At 55.8% G+C, this 19,042-nt stretch carries 19 protein-coding genes; 16 read left to right on the top strand and 3 right to left on the bottom strand.

Annotation, left to right across the window (positions count from 1 at the left end):
* The first annotated feature begins 32 nt into the window (after positions 1–32).
* Together NCG89_RS02545 and NCG89_RS02540 are read left to right on the top strand one after the other, a co-directional pair.
* Positions 33–287, top strand: a complete 255-nt coding sequence (locus tag NCG89_RS02545) for an FAD assembly factor SdhE (RefSeq protein WP_251088205.1) — start codon at positions 33–35, stop codon at positions 285–287.
* Complete coding sequence (locus NCG89_RS02540; protein ID WP_349631924.1) at positions 256–684, top strand: protein YgfX; 429 nt, start codon at positions 256–258, stop codon at positions 682–684. The genes NCG89_RS02545 and NCG89_RS02540 overlap by 32 nt, the downstream gene beginning before the upstream one ends.
* A 1-nt stretch (position 685) precedes the next feature.
* On the opposite strand, the gene nadB is transcribed toward NCG89_RS02540, so the two are convergent.
* A complete protein-coding gene (gene nadB / locus NCG89_RS02535; protein ID WP_251088203.1) occupies positions 686–2,284 on the bottom strand; it encodes an L-aspartate oxidase in 1,599 nt (532 codons plus the stop codon).
* A 230-nt stretch (positions 2,285–2,514) separates the two neighbouring features.
* Here nadB and rpoE point away from each other — a divergent pair, with 230 nt between their 5' ends.
* The 10 genes from rpoE (at position 2,515) to recO (ending at position 10,778) form a co-directional block, all read left to right on the top strand.
* Complete coding sequence (rpoE, locus tag NCG89_RS02530) at positions 2,515–3,111, top strand: RNA polymerase sigma factor RpoE (protein WP_251088202.1); 597 nt, start codon at positions 2,515–2,517, stop codon at positions 3,109–3,111.
* Complete coding sequence (locus tag NCG89_RS02525) at positions 3,108–3,689, top strand: sigma-E factor negative regulatory protein (RefSeq protein WP_251088201.1); 582 nt, start codon at positions 3,108–3,110, stop codon at positions 3,687–3,689. The genes rpoE and NCG89_RS02525 overlap by 4 nt, the downstream gene beginning before the upstream one ends.
* Before the next feature lie 93 nt (positions 3,690–3,782).
* Entirely contained in the window at positions 3,783–4,598 is an 816-nt protein-coding gene (locus NCG89_RS02520) for a MucB/RseB C-terminal domain-containing protein (protein ID WP_251088200.1), read from the top strand.
* Complete coding sequence (locus tag NCG89_RS02515) at positions 4,595–5,065, top strand: SoxR reducing system RseC family protein (protein WP_251088199.1); 471 nt, start codon at positions 4,595–4,597, stop codon at positions 5,063–5,065. The genes NCG89_RS02520 and NCG89_RS02515 overlap by 4 nt, the downstream gene beginning before the upstream one ends.
* Positions 5,066–5,162: 97 nt before the next feature.
* On the top strand, positions 5,163–6,962 hold the full coding sequence (gene lepA / locus NCG89_RS02510) for a translation elongation factor 4 (RefSeq protein ID WP_251088198.1): 1,800 nt from the start codon (positions 5,163–5,165) through the stop codon (positions 6,960–6,962).
* Between the two features lie 15 nt (positions 6,963–6,977).
* Positions 6,978–8,033 carry a signal peptidase I gene (lepB, locus tag NCG89_RS02505; protein WP_349631923.1) on the top strand — a complete coding sequence of 352 codons (1,056 nt, stop codon included), beginning with the start codon at positions 6,978–6,980 and terminating at the stop codon, positions 8,031–8,033.
* Between the two features lie 23 nt (positions 8,034–8,056).
* Positions 8,057–8,425, top strand: coding sequence for a DUF4845 domain-containing protein (locus tag NCG89_RS02500; RefSeq protein WP_251088197.1), 369 nt, complete (start codon positions 8,057–8,059; stop codon positions 8,423–8,425).
* A gap of 2 nt (positions 8,426–8,427) precedes the next feature.
* On the top strand, positions 8,428–9,102 hold the full coding sequence (gene rnc / locus NCG89_RS02495) for a ribonuclease III (protein ID WP_251088196.1): 675 nt from the start codon (positions 8,428–8,430) through the stop codon (positions 9,100–9,102).
* A 26-nt stretch (positions 9,103–9,128) separates the two neighbouring features.
* Positions 9,129–10,025, top strand: coding sequence for a GTPase Era (era, locus tag NCG89_RS02490; protein ID WP_251088195.1), 897 nt, complete (start codon positions 9,129–9,131; stop codon positions 10,023–10,025).
* Between the two features lie 6 nt (positions 10,026–10,031).
* Positions 10,032–10,778: a DNA repair protein RecO gene (gene recO / locus NCG89_RS02485; protein ID WP_251088194.1), complete on the top strand. Its 747-nt coding sequence runs from the start codon at positions 10,032–10,034 to the stop codon at positions 10,776–10,778.
* On the opposite strand, the gene NCG89_RS02480 is transcribed toward recO, so the two are convergent.
* Positions 10,755–13,385, bottom strand: a complete 2,631-nt coding sequence (locus NCG89_RS02480) for an ATP-binding protein (RefSeq protein WP_251088193.1) — start codon at positions 13,383–13,385, stop codon at positions 10,755–10,757. The two genes, recO and NCG89_RS02480, sit on opposite strands and share 24 nt — an antisense overlap.
* A gap of 150 nt (positions 13,386–13,535) precedes the next feature.
* On the opposite strand from NCG89_RS02480, the gene cysM reads away from it, so the two are divergent.
* Genes cysM through mazG form a run of 3 tightly spaced genes read left to right on the top strand, consistent with a single transcriptional unit; the run spans position 13,536 to position 17,545 of the window.
* The gene (gene cysM, locus NCG89_RS02475; protein ID WP_251088192.1) at positions 13,536–14,438 is read left to right on the top strand and encodes a cysteine synthase CysM; all 903 of its coding nucleotides are present in this window, start codon (positions 13,536–13,538) and stop codon (positions 14,436–14,438) included.
* Between the two features lie 60 nt (positions 14,439–14,498).
* Entirely contained in the window at positions 14,499–16,733 is a 2,235-nt protein-coding gene (gene relA, locus NCG89_RS02470) for a GTP diphosphokinase (RefSeq protein ID WP_251088191.1), read from the top strand.
* Positions 16,733–17,545, top strand: a complete 813-nt coding sequence (gene mazG / locus NCG89_RS02465) for a nucleoside triphosphate pyrophosphohydrolase (protein WP_251088190.1) — start codon at positions 16,733–16,735, stop codon at positions 17,543–17,545. The genes relA and mazG overlap by 1 nt, the downstream gene beginning before the upstream one ends.
* Before the next feature lie 60 nt (positions 17,546–17,605).
* On the opposite strand, the gene NCG89_RS02460 is transcribed toward mazG, so the two are convergent.
* Entirely contained in the window at positions 17,606–17,941 is a 336-nt protein-coding gene (locus tag NCG89_RS02460; RefSeq protein ID WP_251088189.1) for a type 1 pili tip component, read from the bottom strand.
* Between the two features lie 447 nt (positions 17,942–18,388).
* Between NCG89_RS02460 and adk the strand changes: the two genes are divergently transcribed.
* Positions 18,389–19,036, top strand: a complete 648-nt coding sequence (gene adk, locus NCG89_RS02455) for an adenylate kinase (RefSeq protein ID WP_251088188.1) — start codon at positions 18,389–18,391, stop codon at positions 19,034–19,036.
* Positions 19,037–19,042 lie beyond the last annotated feature (6 nt).

The following is a 19,042-nucleotide window of genomic DNA, read 5'->3' as shown; positions in this document are numbered from 1 at the left end:
TCGCGGCGGATGTCGCCGTGCAGTGGAAAATAATGCTTTCAGAAAATGAGTTCAAGCGGATTCGTTGGGCCTGTCGTCGGGGAATGTTGGAGCTGGATCTGGTGATGGTGCCCTACGTCGAGGGGCGATTCCGCGATCTGGATGCGGAAAATCAGCAGCGCTTTGTCAGTCTGTTGGAGTGTGAGGATACCGAACTGTTCCAATGGTTTCTGGGTAAGGGGCAGCCTGACGATCCTGAGCTGGCGCTAATCGTCAATGACATCCTCGCATTTACCAAAAAGGCGTGAGTTCGTCCTCGGGGAGTCCTTGCTTGCCCGGCGTTTATTGGTAGTCAGCCATCTGCTGGCAGCGATGGCCATAATATTGCTGCTACCGGCGGGGGTTTGGATGGCGGTCGCGTCAAGTGCCCTTGCCCTGAGTGCGATGGTGTATTTTCTCCCCTTGGCGCGACAGCGCCTCGAGGCAAGACGGGTGTGGCGGCTGGACTACCGGGAGAATATGTGGACCCTCCAGTCTTGTGCGGGAGCATGCCGTGGCGAGCTGGCCGGTTTCAAGCTCAGTACGGAACTGGTGCTACTGAAACTGCGCCTGGAACAGGGCCGGCGGCGCCGTGTGGCGGTGTTCCGCGATCAGTTGAGCGCAGACGACTGGCGGCAGCTGCGCGTGCTGCTGGCAATGAGCTAAATCAGGGCTGCCTGGGCACGGCAAAATTCGATGGGGTCAGAATGGTGTCCTGGGCGATTTCCAATTGGTCTGGATAATCCAGTGTGTAATGCAAGCCGCGGCTTTCCTTGCGTGCCATGGCAGAGCGAATGATCAGCTCGGACACCATGGCCAGATTGCGCAGTTCCAGGAGGTCGTTACTGACCTTGTAGTTGGAGTAATACTCGGCAATTTCCTGCTGCAGTAAGCCTACCCGATTCAGGGCGCGTTGCAGCCGTTTGTTGGTGCGAACAATGCCGACGTAATCCCACATGAAGCGACGCAGCTCATCCCAGTTGTGAGAGATGACCACATCCTCATCGGAATCGGTCACCTGAGACTCGTCCCACATTGGCGCGGTAGGCGGGGAACTTAAGCCCGGCAGTCGTTTAAGGATGTCTTCGGCAGCGGCGCCACCGTACACGACGCATTCGAGCAGTGAATTGCTGGCCAGTCGGTTGGCGCCGTGCAGGCCCGTAAAGGCGGTTTCGCCGACCGCATACAGCCCCGCGATATCTGTCCGGCCCGCCATATCCGTCATAACGCCGCCACAGGTGTAGTGGGCAGCGGGTACCACAGGGATAGGTTCGCGGGTGATATCAATTCCCAGCTCAAGGCACCGGGCTTTAATGGTGGGGAAATGGTCCAGCAGGAAGTCGGCCGATTTATGGCTGATATCCAGATATACACAGTCCACACCGAGGCGTTTCATTTCATGGTCGATGGCCCGGGCGACCACATCTCGAGGGGCCAACTCGCCGCGCTCGTCGTAGCGGGGCATAAACCGTTCCCCAATCGGGTTGAGCAAGATACCTCCTTCTCCCCGGATCGCTTCGGTAATCAGAAACGATTTGGCTTTGGGGTGGTAAAGGCAGGTGGGGTGGAACTGATTAAACTCCATATTGGCGACCCGGCAACCTGCTCGCCAGGCCATGGCAATGCCATCCCCCGAGGCTCCGTCCGGGTTGCTGGTATATAAGTAGGCCTTGTTTGCCCCTCCCGTGGCCAACACCGTCACTTTGCTGTGGAACAATTTTACCCGGCCACTGTCTCTATCGAGCACGTAGGCGCCCTGGCACTGGCCGGACCTTCCAATCAGGTCGACTGCCACATGGCGAGTAAGCAGCTGGATGTTTGGGTGAGTGAGGGCGCGTTCGGTGAGGGTTTCAGACAGAGCCCGGCCGGTGGCATCGGCTGCGTGAATGATGCGGCGGTGGCTGTGGCCGCCCTCTCGGGTGAGGTGAAATTCGCCTTGTTTAGTCTCGTATTGGCTGAACCGGACACCCTGGGCAAGCAACCAGTTAATTGAGGTGGCGCTTTGCTCAACGGTGAATCTGACCGCGTCTTCGTGACAAAGCTGGCCGCCGGCGTCGAGGGTGTCTTGGACGTGGGAATCCACTGAATCGTGATCGTCGAGTACCGCGGCAATGCCGCCCTGAGCCCAGTAGGTAGAGCCTTGATTGGTTTCCCCTTTGCAGATCACGGCAACGCTGATGCCCTGCTGCGCCAGCTTCAGCGCCAGGGTGAGGCCGGCGGCGCCGCTGCCGATGACCAGTACGTCGTGGGAGTGATGGTGACTCATACTGGCGGGGAACTCCTGTGGCTGGGGCAGGTTTTTACAGGCACTTTTAACATCGGCCTCGGATAAAATTTTGGCGCAAAGTATACTCGTGGCGAGGCGGCTTACCAGTCTTTCGTTTCGGCGCCACCCAAAACCTAAAAAATGGAAATTTAAGTAGATTATGGCAGAACTTCCAAAAGGACCCGCGGTCTATCTCGCCAGTGTGGTCGGCAAGCTGTTTGTGAGGTGCTATGAGCGAGGCTAAGCACACCGACCAGCAGCTGGTCGAGCGCGTTAAAAAAGGGGATAAAAGAGCATTTGATATGCTGGTATTGAAATATCAGCATAAGATCTTTGGCTTGGTTTCTCGCTACGTCAAGGACAGCGACGAGATCCAGGATGTGGCCCAGGAGGCGTTTGTCAAAGCCTACCGGGCGCTGCCAAAGTTTCGTGGAGACAGTGCTTTTTACACGTGGTTGTACCGTATAGCCATTAACACCGCCAAGAACTATCTTGTTGCGCGGAATCGTCGCCCGCCCGGCGTCGATGTGGATGTGGCGGATGCGGAATACTTCGACGGCCCCTCGGCGCTCAAGGATATTGAAACGCCGGAAAATCAGCTGTACGGGGAAGAGTTAAAAGCGGTCGTTCAGGATGCGATCAAGTCGCTGCCAGAAGATTTACGGGCGGCGCTAACTTTAAGGGAATTTGATGGTCTCAGTTACGAGGACATCGCAGCGGTGATGGAGTGCCCAGTCGGCACGGTCAGATCGCGTATTTTTCGGGCTCGAGAGGCGGTGGATAGCCGTGTCAAAGCCCAGGTCAGTGGTGAAGAGGTGGGAGTATGAACGATACCCTTAAAGAGTCTTTGTCGGCATTGCTGGACGATGAAGCAAATGATCTGGAACTGCGGCGTATTCTGGCTGCCGACGATGAGGCGGTGCGTGAGCACTGGGCCGAGTTGAACCGCGCTCAGACTGTGCGTCACGGGGGAAGTGTGCCCTTCGCCGATCTGGATATTTCCAAGCGGGTCATGGCGGAAATCGCAGATGAGCCAGTGGCTCGCCAGGGCATGAGCGGTTGGCGGCAGGCGCTGTCGGGGGTCGCGGTGGCGGCCAGCGTGGCGGCGGTCGTCGTGTTCGGCGCCATGGGCACCGACATGGTTGGTAGCGGCGATACCGCCGTGGCGTCTGCAGCCAGCCCCAGCGCGGGTCGTGTGTTCCCTGCCCAGGCAGTACAAGGCGGTAATGGCGGCGTGCCCGTTAATGCCCAGTTACAACCAGTGACTGTCCCCGATGCGGCAGCGGATGATGAAGCCAAGCGCCGGTTTGAGACGTATCTGCTGCGTCACGCTGACCGTGCGGCCCAGAACAGTGGTCAGGGTGTAATGTCTTACAGCCGTGTGGTTGGTCCGGAGTCTGAGTAAGTGCGGATACAGGCAACAGCCTTAGCGTCGCTTTTATTGGTTGTCGTCTGCAGAAGTTTTGCGCAGGACTCCCCGGCTGACTGGCTGGCTAAGATGAGCCTTAGTCAGCGCCAGCTGAACTACGAAGGGGTTCTCACCTACCTCTATCACGATCAGATGCGCAGTTTTCGGATTGCTCATCTGGTGATGGATGGCCACGAAATTAATCGTATCGAAACCCTGGATGGCCCCGAGCAAGAGTTGGTGCGCCAGGGTCATGGTCCAGATTGTGAGCATGCTGGGCCCAAGTTGATCACATTGTCTGGTCGCGCCGGGCGCGAGGGCTTTGAACGGTACTACGATGTGAATCTGGCTGGCCCGGACCGGGTGGCTGATCGTGATGTGGTGCAGCTTGAAATTCGCCCGCGCGATGTCTACCGGCTGGGTATCGACCGGGACACGGGGTTGTTGCTACGTTCTGAAGTGCTGGATCAGCAGGGTAGAACGCTGGAACGCCTGCAGTACGTTTCCCTGAACTACGCCCCCGAAGTCGACGGGGTGGCAGCCCTATCTGAGCCTTCTCTGTCAACTTCGCCGACGGATGCCTTGGCCGGCACGGATTCACGGCCGCAGAATAATTGGCAGACCAGTTGGTTGCCCGCCGGGTTCACCGCAGCCAAGTATGATGATTTGCATGCCCAGGGGCGCAGTTACACTGATGGCCTTGCGGTGTTTTCTATTTTTGTCGAATCGATGATTTCTTCCAATGGCGCTGACATGGTAGCCGTTGAAGGAAGCCGTCGACGCGGTGCGTCTATTAGCTACACGGCGGTGTTTCCCGATCGCCACGCTCTGGTAACGGTCATTGGTGAAGTGCCCCTGCTAACCGCTCGGCAAGTGGCGCGATCCATTGTGTGGACAGGGCAATGAGCACGGAATTTGGGCGTGTCATTGGTATTGAAAGTGACTTTCTTTGGTTGGAGACGGTAAGCCGCTCGACCTGCGGCACTTGTTCCGCCAATAAGGCCTGCGGCCAGGGTGTGATGAATCGTTTGCTTGACGGGCGTCGCAACCAACTCAAAGTCGCTTTAGGCGACTGCTCTGCGGCTGACTTTCAACTGGGGGACCAGGTTGAGGTCAGCATTCCAGATCAGGTTCTATTGTCGGCGGCCTTCATCGTGTATCTGCTGCCGCTATTGACCCTGGTGGCCGGAATTGCGCTGGCAAACCAGATTGGCCCCGGTGGGGACCTGTTCAGTGCCGTTGGGGCTGGTGTGGGATTTATCGCCGGCCTGGCGGGCGTTAAAGTGCACAGTATCATGACCGCCGCAAATCCACGATTTCTCCCTGTCGTGGTTGGATCAAGCGCAATTCGTCCGATCCACCCCCCTGTTTGAGTCAAGCCTCCGGGTTGCATAGCTTCGGTGCGCGCCTTTGCGATACAATCGCGCCTTTGATTTTCCCTGTCTCCCAATGCTGAGGTTTTAAGCGAGCGTGCACAGTCTCGAGCTGATTCGTAACTTTTCCATCATTGCCCACATCGATCATGGCAAATCCACCCTGGCAGACCGATTTATTCAGGTCTGCGGGGGACTTACTGACCGCGAAATGGCGGAGCAGGTTCTCGACTCAATGGATATCGAGCGGGAGCGGGGGATCACCATCAAAGCGCAGAGTGTCACCCTGAATTACACTGCGGCGGATGGTAAAACCTACCAGTTGAATTTTATCGACACCCCCGGACACGTTGACTTTTCCTATGAGGTGTCACGCTCTCTGGCCGCCTGTGAAGGCGCCCTGTTAGTCGTCGATGCTGCCCAGGGTGTTGAAGCCCAGTCGGTTGCCAATTGCTACACCGCAATCGAGCAGGGCTTGGAAGTGCTGCCCATTCTCAACAAGATGGACCTGCCTCAGGCAGATCCCGACCGGGTAAAGCAGGAAATCGAAGAAATCATCGGGGTTGATGCCTCCGAGGCGGTGCCGGTGAGCGCCAAATCCGGCATGGGCGTGCCGGAGGTGTTGGAGTACCTGATCCACAAAATTCCGCCGCCGGAGGGCGATCCTGAGGCAGGTCTGCAGGCGCTGATCATCGACTCCTGGTTCGACAACTATCAGGGGGTTGTCTCTCTGGTTCGGGTGAAAAATGGCACGCTGCGCCGCGGCGATAAAATTATCAGTAAAACCATTGGCAAAGCCCAGGTGGTTGATCATGTGGGCGTGTTTACCCCGAAGCAAACCAATACTGACGTACTGCGTGCCGGCGAGGTGGGTTTCGTCATCGCCGGTATCAAGGATATTCACGGCGCGCCGGTAGGGGACACATTCACCCACGCCAGCACCAGCGACTTGCCGGCGTTGCCTGGCTTCCAAAAGGTCAAGCCCCAGGTTTACGCCGGTCTGTTCACCGTGTCGACCGACGACTATGAGGACTTCCGTGACGCCCTGAGCAAACTGACCCTCAACGACGCCTCACTGTTTTATGAGCCGGAAACTTCCGACGCGCTGGGATTTGGCTTTCGCTGCGGTTTCCTTGGCACCCTCCATATGGAAATTATCCAGGAACGTCTGGAGCGGGAGTATGATCTCGACCTGATTACCACCGCGCCCACAGTAATCTATGAGGTGTTGAAGAAAAATGGCGAGGTAGTACTGGTGGATAACCCGTCGGCAATGCCCGACCCGGGTGAGCTGGAGGAAACTCGCGAGCCAATTGCCACCGTCAATATTCTGGTTCCCCAGGAACATCTGGGGAACGTGCTCAGCCTGTGCGCCGAAAAGCGCGGGGTGCAAAAGGATATGCAGTTTCTCGGACAGCAGGTTTCTGTTAGCTGGGAAATCCCGATGAGCGAGGTGGTGTTGGACTTTTTCGACCGGCTCAAGTCTGTGAGCCGCGGCTTTGCCTCGCTGGATTACAGCTTTGATCGCTTCCAAGCGGCAAATCTGGTCAAATTGGACGTGTTGATCAATGGCGATCGGGTCGACGCGCTGGCGCTTATCGTTCACCGGGATCATGCCCAGAGTCGCGGGCGGCAACTGGTGGAAAAAATGCGGGAGCTGATTCCACGGCAGATGTTCGATGTGGCAATTCAGGCGGCAATTGGCGGACACGTTATTGCTCGGCAAACGGTCAAAGCACTGCGCAAAAATGTGACGGCGAAGTGTTATGGTGGCGATGTTTCCCGGAAGCGGAAACTCCTGGAAAAACAAAAGGCAGGCAAGAAACGGATGAAACAAGTGGGTAACGTGGAAATTCCCCAGTCCGCCTTTCTAGCCGTACTAAAAGTTGATGACTAAAGGGCGCTCGGCCGGATGGTAAATCTTATTCTCCTCTTTGTTGCGGCAGTGTCGCTATTGGTCTGGTTGCTGCAGGAAGTGAAGGGGCGGCGCCAAATTCAGCAAACGCTGCAATGGTGTGCCGAAAAGAAAACCGCCAGCGATGCGGAGTCGCTGAAGCAGCAGGTTTTGCCCGGCTGGCTGGAATGGACCTACCGCCTGGTGGTGTTTCTCTGGTTTGTGTGGCTGGCCAGCGTCATTCTGGTTAAAGACGGTGATTTCGCCCTTGCCCTAGTTATTTTGACCTTTCTCGCCGGCATTATCGGTGGTCTGGACCGCTTTGTGTTTGAGCGTTCCCGCCAAGCCTTTGTAAAGGCCGGCAATGTGGCTGCCTACATCACCTACTTTGTGAAGCAGGACCAGGATGCCTTGCGTGCCCAGTTTGGCGGCACTCTACCCATTGCCGAAAATGCCCGATCCTTTTTTCCGGTGCTTCTTGTTGTACTGGTGCTGCGCTCATTTGTGGTGGAGCCTTTTCAGATCCCTTCTGCGTCGATGGTCCCCAGTCTGGAAGTGGGTGACTATATTCTGGTAAATAAATTTAAGTACGGACTGCGCCTACCCGTTATCGGCACAAAAATTGTTGAAGTGGGAGAGCCCCAGCGCGGCGATGTGATGGTCTTCTTTCCGCCGGATGACAGTCGGTACTTCATCAAGCGTGTCATCGGTTTGCCCGGTGATGAAATACGCTACGAGAACAAGAAACTCTATATTAATGGTGAGTTGATTCCCCAAACCCTGGTTGCCGAGGTGCCGCCACTGCAGCCCGTTACCCAATTGCTACGTGAACAGTTGGGTAACGTTGACCATTTGGTGCGCCACGACAAGCGGATTTATCGCGGCGATTTTGCCACCACGGTGAAGCCCGGCCATTATTTCATGATGGGAGACAATCGCGACAACAGCAGTGATAGCCGGGTTTGGGGCCAGGTACCCGAAGAGAACATTGTTGGCCAGGCCTTTGCGATCTGGATGCATTGGCGGGGCTTTAACAACTTGCCCAGCTTTGACCGTGTCGGGCAAATTCGTTAATTTTTTTCGTCGAGGCGACTGCGATGCGTAAGCAACAAGGTATTGGAATGCTGCCCGCCCTGGTGTTACTTGGGGTGGCCAGTGTCATTGGAACGGCGGCTGTTCGTTTGATGCCCATTTATCTTGATAACTGGACCCTCGATAACATCATTGAAGATGTTGTTGCTGAGTACAGCGGCAAAGACAATACACCTGCTCAAGTACGATCCGCCCTCAGTCGTCATTTTGTGACCAACCGAGTGGAATCCATCTCCTTAAGAGATATTGAGATAACGAGCGAGCGCGAGGGTGTGGTGATCGATGCGAGTTACGAAACCCGAACCAAGCTGTTTTTTAATATCGATGCCATTGTGAAATTCGAGGGGAACACCTTCGTGATTCCACGGAGTTAACGGTGCAGGATTTTCAGTCACTCTGTCGCAGAGTGGGGTACCGGTTTCAGAGCGTCAATCTGTTGCATCAGGCGCTCACTCACCGAAGCTACAGCGCGGACAACAATGAAAGGCTTGAGTTTCTCGGCGATGGCTTACTCAACCTGATTATTGCCGAGTCGTTGTTTCAGCGCTTTGAGGAACAAACCGAAGGTAATCTCAGCCGGATGCGGGCCAAGCTAGTTAACGGCGAGACACTTGCTGAGATTGGCCGGGACTTTCAGTTGGGCGACTTTCTTCGTCTTGGAACGGGCGAGCTGAATGCCGGTGGCCGGGAGCGCGACTCCATTCTGGCTGACGCTGTCGAAGCATTGATTGGCGCGATTTACCTGGATAGCGATTTTGACACATGCCGCCAGCACGTTCTGAGCTGGTTTTCGTCCCGCTTGGCATCCATTAATCCCCGGTCGAGTCACAAAGACGCCAAAACCAAATTGCAGGAGTTTTTGCAGGCGCGGAAAATGGCGTTGCCTGTGTACGACCTGGTCGATATTAGCGGCGCAGACCACCAGCAGTGTTTTACCGTGTCCTGCTCGGTAGCGATGCTCAATCAGCCACTTTTGGCCAGCGGTGGCAGTCGGCGCAAAGCAGAGCAGGCGGCAGCGGAAGCTGTTCTCAATGCGCTGCAAGCGCTGTAGAAGTTTTAATTTATGCGGATCGATCTATGAGTGAACAACGCTGCGGTTATGTTGCGATAGTAGGGCGGCCTAATGTTGGCAAGTCGACCCTGCTCAACCACATTTTGGGCCAAAAGCTTAGTATTACCTCGCGCAAGCCGCAAACCACCCGGCATCAGGTGCTGGGTATCAAGACCGAGGGCGATACCCAAGTGGTATATGTGGATACCCCCGGTTTGCACTTGAAGGAAGCCAAAGCGATCAATCGCTATATGAATAAAGCTGCCAGCTCTGCGCTCAAGGGTGTGGACCTGGTGTTATTTGTGATTGATCGTGATCGCTGGACCGAGGAGGACGACCTGGTGCTGTCCCGGCTTTCCAACCAGGGTTGTCCGGTTGTGTTGGTGATTAATAAAGTGGACCGGATTGACGATAAGGCCCAGCTACTGCCGTTGATTGAACAGATGCAGGCTCGTGGAAACTTCGCCAGCGTTGTGCCGGTGTCGGCATTACGAGGCCATAACCGGGACGACCTGGAAGCGCTGATCAGCGGATATCTGCCTGCCGGGCCGCATATGTTTCCTGAGGATCAGATTACCGACCGCAGCGAACGTTTTCTGGCAGCAGAGCTGGTTCGTGAAAAAATCATGCGTCAGCTCGGTGAAGAAGTCCCCTACGCGATGACGGTGGAGATTGAGGAGTTTAAGGCCTCTCCTCGCTTAATCGAAATCAGTGCACTTATCCTTGTTGAACGCCAAGGGCAGAAGAAAATTTTGATCGGCGAGGGCGGTAGTCGTCTGCGCCAAATTGGCACTGAAGCCCGCAAGGATATGGAAAAGGCTTTTGACAGCAAGGTGATGCTGCGCCTGTGGGTAAAGGTCAAGTCGGGCTGGTCAGATGATGAGCGGGCGCTGCGCAGTCTCGGTTACACCGATTTCGAGTAGTGCGGCATGAGTCGCGCTGTCGGGGAGCCCTGTTTCATCCTGCATCAGCGGCCGTATCGTGAGACCAGCGCGCTGGTGGATGTCTTCAGCCTCGATTATGGCCGCTTCGCCGCTGTGGCCAAAGGGGTGCGGGGCAGTCGGCGCCAGCGCCGACCCTGGCGCTCATCCCTGCAGCCATTCCAGCTTTTGTCTCTGTCATGGACAGGAAGCGGAGAGGTAAAATCTCTTGTTGAAGTTCAGTCCCAGCAGTCATTCCCGCTGGCGGGTCGCACCTTATTTTGCGGTTTCTACCTCAATGAGCTGTTGCAACGCTTGCTCCATCAGTTCGATCCCCATCCGGATATTTTTCATCATTACCAGTACTGCCTGAGCCAGTTGTGTGCCGGTGAGGAAGAGCGCACCAGCCTTCGCCGTTTTGAATTTTCGCTACTGGCAGCGCTGGGATTTGGTTTCTCCGGAAAGCAGGATATTCTCGGTAACCTGATTGACGGACAGGCTTGGTATCAGTTTATTCCCGAGCAGGGTTTTCAACGGGTTCACAGCCAAGAGCGGGGTTATTTTTGTGGCAGTGACATTCTTTCCCTCGCCTCTGGCAAGATAAACGGCGAGTCGGAGTTAGCGGCCAGACGCTGGAGTCGGCAACTGATTCACCACTTGCTCGGCGGCCGTCCGCTGCGCAGCAGAGAGCTGTTTGCCGCGGTTGTGTTGGGGGAGAATCCGGATTCAGCGTCAGTCGGCGAAGAGGACAGGTAATTCGTGGCATTCCTGCCACTGCAGCAGTTCGTCCATGGCCGCCAGGACCAACTCTACCTGCGCGTGCAGATCGCTTTGTTCACCGCTGTTGTCCAGCGCTACACCTAAATCAAGATTGGCGGCTTTAAGAAGCGGTGTGCCCGTGTAGCAGCAGGCACCCTTAATATCGTGCTGGATCGCCGCCAGTCGCTTCACATCCCTTGCCTCTAGTGCCGCAGTTAGCGCCTGTTTGTGGGCTGGCAAACTGTTGAGCAGCATTTGCAGCATCTCTTCCGCCAGCGCAGGGCGACCTTTGGCAAGCTTCAGACAGCTGGTGATATCGACTGGTTTGCTAATGATCTGATCCGGACCGAAGGCGGTTTTTCGCAACAAAGACAAGAGCTGGCTTTCGTCGATTGGCTTGCTCAAAAACTCGGCAATGCCCGCTTCCCGGAGCTGCATTGGGTTCTCCGGGGCCAGATAGGCTGAAAGCGCCACAATGGGCGTGTTTTTATTAAGGCTGTCACTGTGGATTTCCTTGCTGGCTTGAATCCCATCAATATGGGGCATCTGGATATCCATCAGAATCAGGTCAAAGACATTTTCTCGGCACAGCTGAATGGCTTCTACGCCGTTTTGAGCAGATTGGGCGGCGACATCGTGATCGTTCAAAAAGCTTTTAAGTATCAGTAAATTTGCCGGGTTATCGTCTACTGCCAACACGCGCATGTTGGGGAAGCGCTCCACGTTATTCGATGCCCGCGGGGCTCTGTTGTTAAAGGCATCGAACAGTCTCACCTGTGACACAGGCTTTTGCAGGCTTCGAAACTTCAGGCTTTCAGGTGCGGCGTCAATATCGGGGACAAGCACGATAGGGGGGTGAGCTGCAGAGGGCAGCACGGTTTCCGAAGGCAGTTGCTCGCTGGTGGTCAGACTCAAAAGAATGAAATCGCATTCATCGGCTAAGCCGTCGAGGGTACTGCTGTGCTTGACGTCCATGCCCCATTGCTTAAGCATCTGGCTGATGGCATCAGCGTGAAGTGCGCTGCGATCGTAATAGGCGACTGATTTGCCTTGCATGGCTGCAAAATTGCGCATTCGAATGGCATTCTTCACTTCGGGGAGTCGCAAGGTGAACCAGAAAGTGGACCCTTTGGCCATTTCACTTTCGACGCCAATCTCGCCGCCCATTTGGTCGACCAATCCTTTGACGATAACCAGCCCTAAACCGGTGCCGCCATACTGTCGGGTGATAGAGGCATCCGCCTGACTGAAGCCTTTAAAAAGCGCCCGCTGCTGATCCTTGGACAGGCCGATGCCGGTGTCACTGACCTGCACGGTGAAGGAAACATCCTGGCCGTGGCGTTCATTAAAAATGACGTTGACCAGAACATGGCCAGCGGGGGTGAACTTGATCGCGTTGTTTAGCAGATTCGTCAGGATTTGCTTTAATCGCAGACTGTCTGATACCAGCATGGCTGGCATGGCGGGGTCGACAAAAAGGGCCAGCTCCAGGTTTTTGTCATAGGCGGAGGGCGCCAGTATTGTCAGGGTGTCCTCAATCAACTCACGGACGTCCACCGGTGCCTGGTCGAACACCAGCTTGCCGGCTTCCATCTTCGAAAAATCGAGAATGTCGTTGATGATGGTCAACAGGCTATCTGCTGATTTGCGGATGGTCTCCACCGCATCGTATTGCTGTTGCTCAAGCTCTGATTTAAGCAAAATTTTGGTGAATCCGAGAATGCCGTTCAATGGGGTGCGGATTTCATGGCTGGTGTTGGCCAAAAATTCGGACTTGATACGGCTGGCGTTCATCGCCTCCCGTCGTGCCAGATCCAGCTCGATATTCTGGACTTCGACGGTTTCCAGGGTTTCGCGAAGATCACTGTTACTTTGCTCAATGCCCCGGCGAAGTTCTCTGAGTTCGTGCTGATGGGCCTCGTTGAGCAGGTTGAGCTGTCGAGCGAGCTCACTGAAATCGTCGTTGCCAGGAATGTGGGCCTGAAAATCCTTATTGCCGTCAATTTGTCGGCGAATAATCAACTTAAGCTGATCAAAATCGTTGCGCAGGGCCTTGGTGATATAACTCACCATCGCAATTGAGAGCAGCAGCGCCATGACCAGGAACACGACCGCAGCCAACAGTGTTTGATATTTGCGCACCTCGTATTGATGCCAGCTGTAATGAGAGCTGATCCATCCCGCTGGGGCGTCGGCGCTGATCTGACGATGCGGAATAGGGGTAATGATCTGCAGCTCGGAGGCGTGGTGAATAATCTGGGCGGTGTGCAGCGGTAAGGCTTCTTTGTCCGGGGGTGCGGCAATCGGGCCGGCTTGAACCAGTGTCGCGCCCTGGCTGTCTAAAATGGTAATACTGCGCAGGCCGGCTTCCTCAAGGGCGGCGGTTGCCAAATCGGATAGGGCGGCTTGCCTGGTGGGGTTGAGAAATTGCCCGGCGAGCACAGCAAGTTGCTGGCTCGATAGCTGGCTGCGGTCGAGCAATGCGGTTTTCACATCGCGCAACTGGTTGTAAACCAGCAGGCTTCCCAGGGCAACACTCATGCCCAAGGTCGGCAGCAAGCCCATGAGCAGAATCAGTTTTTTTATTCCTAGACGGTTGCGCATTCGCAAGTGGAGCCCCGGTTATTGGCAGTGGTATTATGACGGCTCAAATTTTCCCTCGCTACTGTTGCTCGCACTGCCCACCCAGTGGTTGCAATGGCAGTGGAGGTCGTATGCCGGTGTGTTAGCGCTGACAGAGGCTTTTTTATTTCTATGAAACAGTACCCCACCATCGACCAGTTTATCGGCAATACGCCGTTGGTGCGCCTGCAGCGTCTCCCGGGAACTACCACCAACACGGTGTTGGTGAAGCTTGAGGGAAACAATCCTGCCGGGTCGGTAAAAGATCGCCCGGCCATCAGTATGATCCAGCGTGCTGAGGATCGGGGTGATATCGTTCCCGGCGATACCTTGATTGAGGCCACCAGCGGCAATACCGGCATTGCCTTGGCCATGGCGGCGGCGATCAAGGGATACAAGATGATTTTGATCATGCCAAGCCACATGAGTCTGGAACGGAAGTTGGCGATGGCGGCCTACGGTGCCCAGTTGGTGGAGGTGTCCAAGGAAGCGGGTATGGAAGGCGCGCGGGATTTGGCATTAGAAATGCAAGCCAGTGGCAAGGGAAAAGTACTGGATCAGTTCTCCAATAGCGATAATCCTCAGGCCCACTACGAGGGCACTGGCCCGGAGATCTGGCGAGAAACCGGCGGCGAAATTACCCATTTTGTCAGCTCAATGGGTACCACCGGCACCATCATGGGGGTGTCCCGGTATCTTAAGGAAATGAATCCAGCCATCGAAATTGTTGGCCTGCAACCCGATGATTGCTCTGCCATACCCGGTATTCGACGCTGGCCCGAGGCGTATTTGCCTCGCATCTATCAAGCGCCTCGCGTGGACCGAATCGTCGATATGGATCAGGCTACCGCGGAGCGGACCATGCGCGCGCTGGCCGCGGAAGAGGGGATTTTCTGCGGAGTGTCCTCTGGCGGTGCGGTTGCTGCAGCACTGCAGCTGAGTGCGCAGGTCGAGAATGCGGTTATTGTGGCGATTGTTTGTGACCGGGGTGATCGCTATTTGTCCACCGGGGTGTTTGACGACGCCCTGGCGTAGGTATCCATCGCCCTTATGGGTGACGGGCTCGGTGTCGTCGACACCATCAGGTAGGAAAGCATGGTAAAGGTAAGAGAGGATTTTCCCGAGCTGGCCGATGGCCGGGTAGACTTGAGCCGATGGATGGCTCGCCTGCCCATTGATCGAGATCACGTCAGTCTGGTGGAGCTTGAGCGAGCCTTTGGGGTGGCCGAGCAATGCGCTGATAGACCCTCCCAGCTCACAGGCGAGCAGGATGCGAGTCAAAGCAGTTTTTTTACCGCGTTGGAAATGGTCGAAATACTCGCCGACCTGCATCTGGATCAAGACAGCCTGGTGGCGGCTGCGCTGTTTCGGGTGGTGCGCGAACACCGCTTATCAATTGATGACGTCAGTGCCCAGTTCGGTGCGCCGGTAGCCAAACTGATTGACGGTGTGTTGGGTATGGCGGCGATTTCCAAGGTCAATGCCCAGCTCGACGTGCCGGTGCTCGGTCAGTCCGAAGCCCAGAGCGAAACGATTCGCAAGATGCTGGTGGCCCTGGTGGATGATGTCCGGGTCGCGCTTATCAAATTGGCGGAACGTACCGCTGCCATCCGTAGCGTTAAAAACCACAGTGAAAAGCGCCAGCGCGTTGCCCGGGAAGTATTCGATATCTATGCGCCGCTAGCCCATCGCCTTGGGATAGGGCATATCAAGTGGGAGCTGGAGGATCTGTCCTTTCGCTACCTCCAGCCAATGGCCTACAAGAAAATCGCTAAACTGCTCGACGAGAAGCGGCTCGACCGACAACGCTACATCGATGATGTCATTCAGATGCTGAGCGATGCCCTGAAGGCGGATGGTATTGATGCGGATATTGCAGGTCGCGCCAAGCATATTTATAGCATTTGGCGGAAAATGCAGCGCAAGGGCATAGGCTTCTCGCAGGTCTACGACATTCGTGCCGTGCGGGTGTTGGTACCCGACCTGAAGTCCTGTTACTCGGCCTTGGGCTTGGTCCACGGTCTATGGCGAAATATTCCCAACGAATTCGATGACTATATCGCCAACCCCAAAGAGAATGGCTACCGCTCTCTGCATACCGCGGTGATTGGCCCTCAGGGCAAGGTGCTGGAAATCCAGATTCGCACCCGCGGTATGCATGAAGAGGCGGAGTTTGGGGTGTGCTCCCACTGGATGTACAAGGGCACCGACAAACACGCCAAGAACAATTCCAGCTACGATGAAAAAATTGCCTGGTTGCGGCAGGTCTTGGACTGGCATGAAGAGAGTGGCAGCAGCTCTGACGTGGCCGAGCAGTTCAGTCGTGCCCAGGATCGTGTCTATGTATTTACCCCCGAGGGACACGTTGTCAATTTGCAAAATGGCGCGACGCCCCTGGATTTTGCCTATCACATACATACCGAGGTGGGTAACCGTTGCCGGGGGGCCAAGGTTAACGGTCGTATTGTGCCGCTCACCTATACGCTCAAGACCGGCGAACGCGTCGAAATTCTCACCGGCAAAGACAGTGAACCCCGGCGCGACTGGCTGCAGACCAACCTGGGTTACCTGAAGACCTCCAGGGCTAGAACCAAGGTTCAGCACTGGTTTCGGCAGCAGGCGAAGGAGGACAACATTACTGCCGGGCGCGCACTGCTTGAGAAAGAGTTTCGTCGCCTTGCGCTGAACAGTATCGACTACAAGTACATTGCCGATCACCTCCATTGCCCCAGCGTTGAGGATATGTACGCCTCGGTGGGAGCAGGGGAGATCAGCACCCTGCAGATCATTAAGGCAGCCCACCAGGTTGCTGGCAAGGAAGAGGCTGAAGGTGTTGCGCTGTTGCGGCTGCGCCCGCCCAGCAAGGGAAGCAAAGGCGACAAGGTCCGCATCAGCGGGGTGGGCAATTTGATGACCCATTTCGCCCGCTGCTGCAAGCCCTTGCCTGGTGAAGCCATTGCGGGCTATATCACGGTCGGGCGGGGTGTCAGTGTGCACCGGCAGGATTGCAATAAATTGCTGCAATTGCAGAGTGTCGAGCCCCAGCGCATTATCGCCGTGGATTGGGCCGGGGATCATATTGATACCTATCCCGTCGATATTCTGATCAGCGCCTACGACCGTCAGGGGCTGCTGCGTGACATCACCCTGCAGCTTGCCTCTGAGAAAGTGAACGTCATCTCGATGAACACGGTGACAGATACCGAGCAGCACATCGCCAGCATGCGTATTCGTATGGAAATTTCTGATTTGGCGGCGCTGTCGGGGCTATTTAACCGCGTCAACAGTCTGCCAAATGTGATCTCAGTCGAGCGAGTAAGAGAGGGTTGATGGCACGTTACACCTTGGAAGATCTGCTGACGCTGATGGCCCGCCTGCGCGATCCCGATACCGGCTGCCCTTGGGACCTCAAGCAGAATTTTGCCAGCATTGTTCCCCACACCCTGGAAGAAGTTTACGAACTGGCCGATGCCATTGAGGCCGACGACAGTGCCCAGATCCGGCAGGAACTGGGCGATGTACTGTTTCAGGTGGTGTTCTACAGCCAGCTGGCCCGCGAGCGGGGACTGTTTGGGTTTGCCGATGTAGTGAACGATATTACTGCCAAGCTGTTGCGCCGGCACCCGCACGTGTTTCCCGACGGAACGCTCGACTCAGTGCGCGGTGAGGCGCCGCCCGAGGAGGCACAAATCAAGCTTCGCTGGGAGGAGATAAAGCAGCAAGAACGGCAGGGAAAGTCGCAGAATAGTGTGCTCGATGATGTACCGCTGGCGTTGCCCGCGCTGAGTCGGGCGGCGAAATTGCAGAAGCGGGCCCGCAATTTGGGTTTCGACTGGCCCGACGTTGATGCGGTGATGGCCGGGTTCAAAGAAGAAATTACAGAGTTGACTGAGGCAATGGCGAGCGGCGACAGAGACGCGATTGCCGATGAACTAGGTGACGTGATCTTCTCGGCGGTGAATATTAGTCGCCACCTTGGCCTGGACCCTGAAGCGGTGACCCGGGCGGCAGGCAAGAAGTTTGAGCGCCGATTTCGCCATGTAGAAGCCCGCTGTCAGGAAGAGGGTGTCAACACCGGCACTGAGGGTGCTACCGCCCAACTTGAGCTGTTTTGGAATGAAGCAAAGGCCCAGGGCCTGTGAGGCCGTAAGTCTGTACTCGCCCGTCAGTCGCCGGGTGTGAGACGCGCTAAATGGGCGCGGCTAATGGTCCTGGTGCTTCTTGTAGCTGCTCAGGTGCTTTTCTGTCAGCGTCAGGTAGCGGGGGGTTGGACCGATATCTTCGTACATGGGGTCGCCCAGCTCGTCAGTCGCAACCACCTTGGAACCCCGGATATAAGGCATAACCCCTTCGAGCTCGTCCAGCGAGGCGCTTAGCAGATCAGTGATCAGCTCCTCTATGCTGCGACGGGGGTAGAGTTCCTGGAGTGCTTTCAGGCGGGCAGCGTCTTTGATCGGGAGCCTGACGGCAAAGGCATCTGCTGTTAAGTCGCCACTTGCAGTCTGTTCCCACAGCGATAACAAATCTCGTACATTCATAAACCGATTCCTGTCATCCAAGCAAAACGTTAAAGCCTGGTTGCCTCGTCAGTCCAGATGTCGCCACCTGTCAGGGCAACCGCATTTCCATAGTACCGGGGTGGGCGCTGCCGCGGCTACTACGACAGACGTAAAAAATGTCACAAACTTAGGCGACTTTGCGCGGAACTTATGCCTAACAGGAGCGACCGGGCAAACCTTGTTTATCATGGGGGTTGTGTGTATTGTTGACCCCTTTTCAGCGGGCGGGATTTTCGACCTTTGGCGACCCAGCCCCGCACATGGGTTAATCTGTATTGTCCCCCATTTCTGGAGCGCCGTTTCATGCCGCTCGTTGGGTGTGCCTAGCCTGGGGCGCTCGCCTGTGTCTGGTGGGTGAGCTCGAAGGCGATTACATTGCTTGTGATGCCATGTGAACCGATTTGAAATTATGAGGAGTCTGTCATTATGCGGGTTATTTTGTTGGGGCCGCCCGGCGCGGGCAAGGGAACACAAGCCCAGTTTATTTCCGAAAAGTTTGCAATCCCCCAGATTTCAACCGGTGACATGTTGCGCGCTGCTGTGAAAGCGGGCACCCCGCTTGGCTTGCAGGTGAAAGAGGTCATGAACTCGGGAGGCCTGGTGTCGGACGACATTATCATCGCCCTGGTAAAAGAACGGATCGAGCAAGATGATTGCGCAAACGGATTTTTGTTTGACGGTTTCCCCCGTACCATTCCCCAGGCTGAAGCGATGCTCAACGCCGGCGTAACCATCGACAAAGTCATCGAGATTGCCGTTGCTGATGAAGAAATCGTTACCCGCATGAGCGGTCGGCGGATGCATGAGGGCTCCGGACGGACTTACCACGTGGTCTACAATCCACCCAAGGTTGAGGGTGTCGATGATGTTACGGGCGAGCCCCTCATCCAGCGTGATGACGATCGTGAAGAGACAGTCCGCAACCGGCTAAAGGTTTACCATGATCAAACCAAGCCGCTGGTGGCATTTTACAGCGGCCTTGACGGCGCAGATGCTCCTGATTATGCCAAGGTAGATGGTGTTGGCGCAGTCGACGATATCACCGCTCGGGTGTTTGCTGCGCTGGAAAGCTAAGCACTG

Origin of the sequence: Spongiibacter taiwanensis, assembly GCF_023702635.1 — a bacterium.
Classification (GTDB): Bacteria; Pseudomonadota; Gammaproteobacteria; order Pseudomonadales; family Spongiibacteraceae; genus Spongiibacter; species Spongiibacter taiwanensis.
The sequence above is the reverse complement of the archived record's forward strand: the minus strand, read 5'-3'. Positions and strand labels throughout refer to the sequence as shown.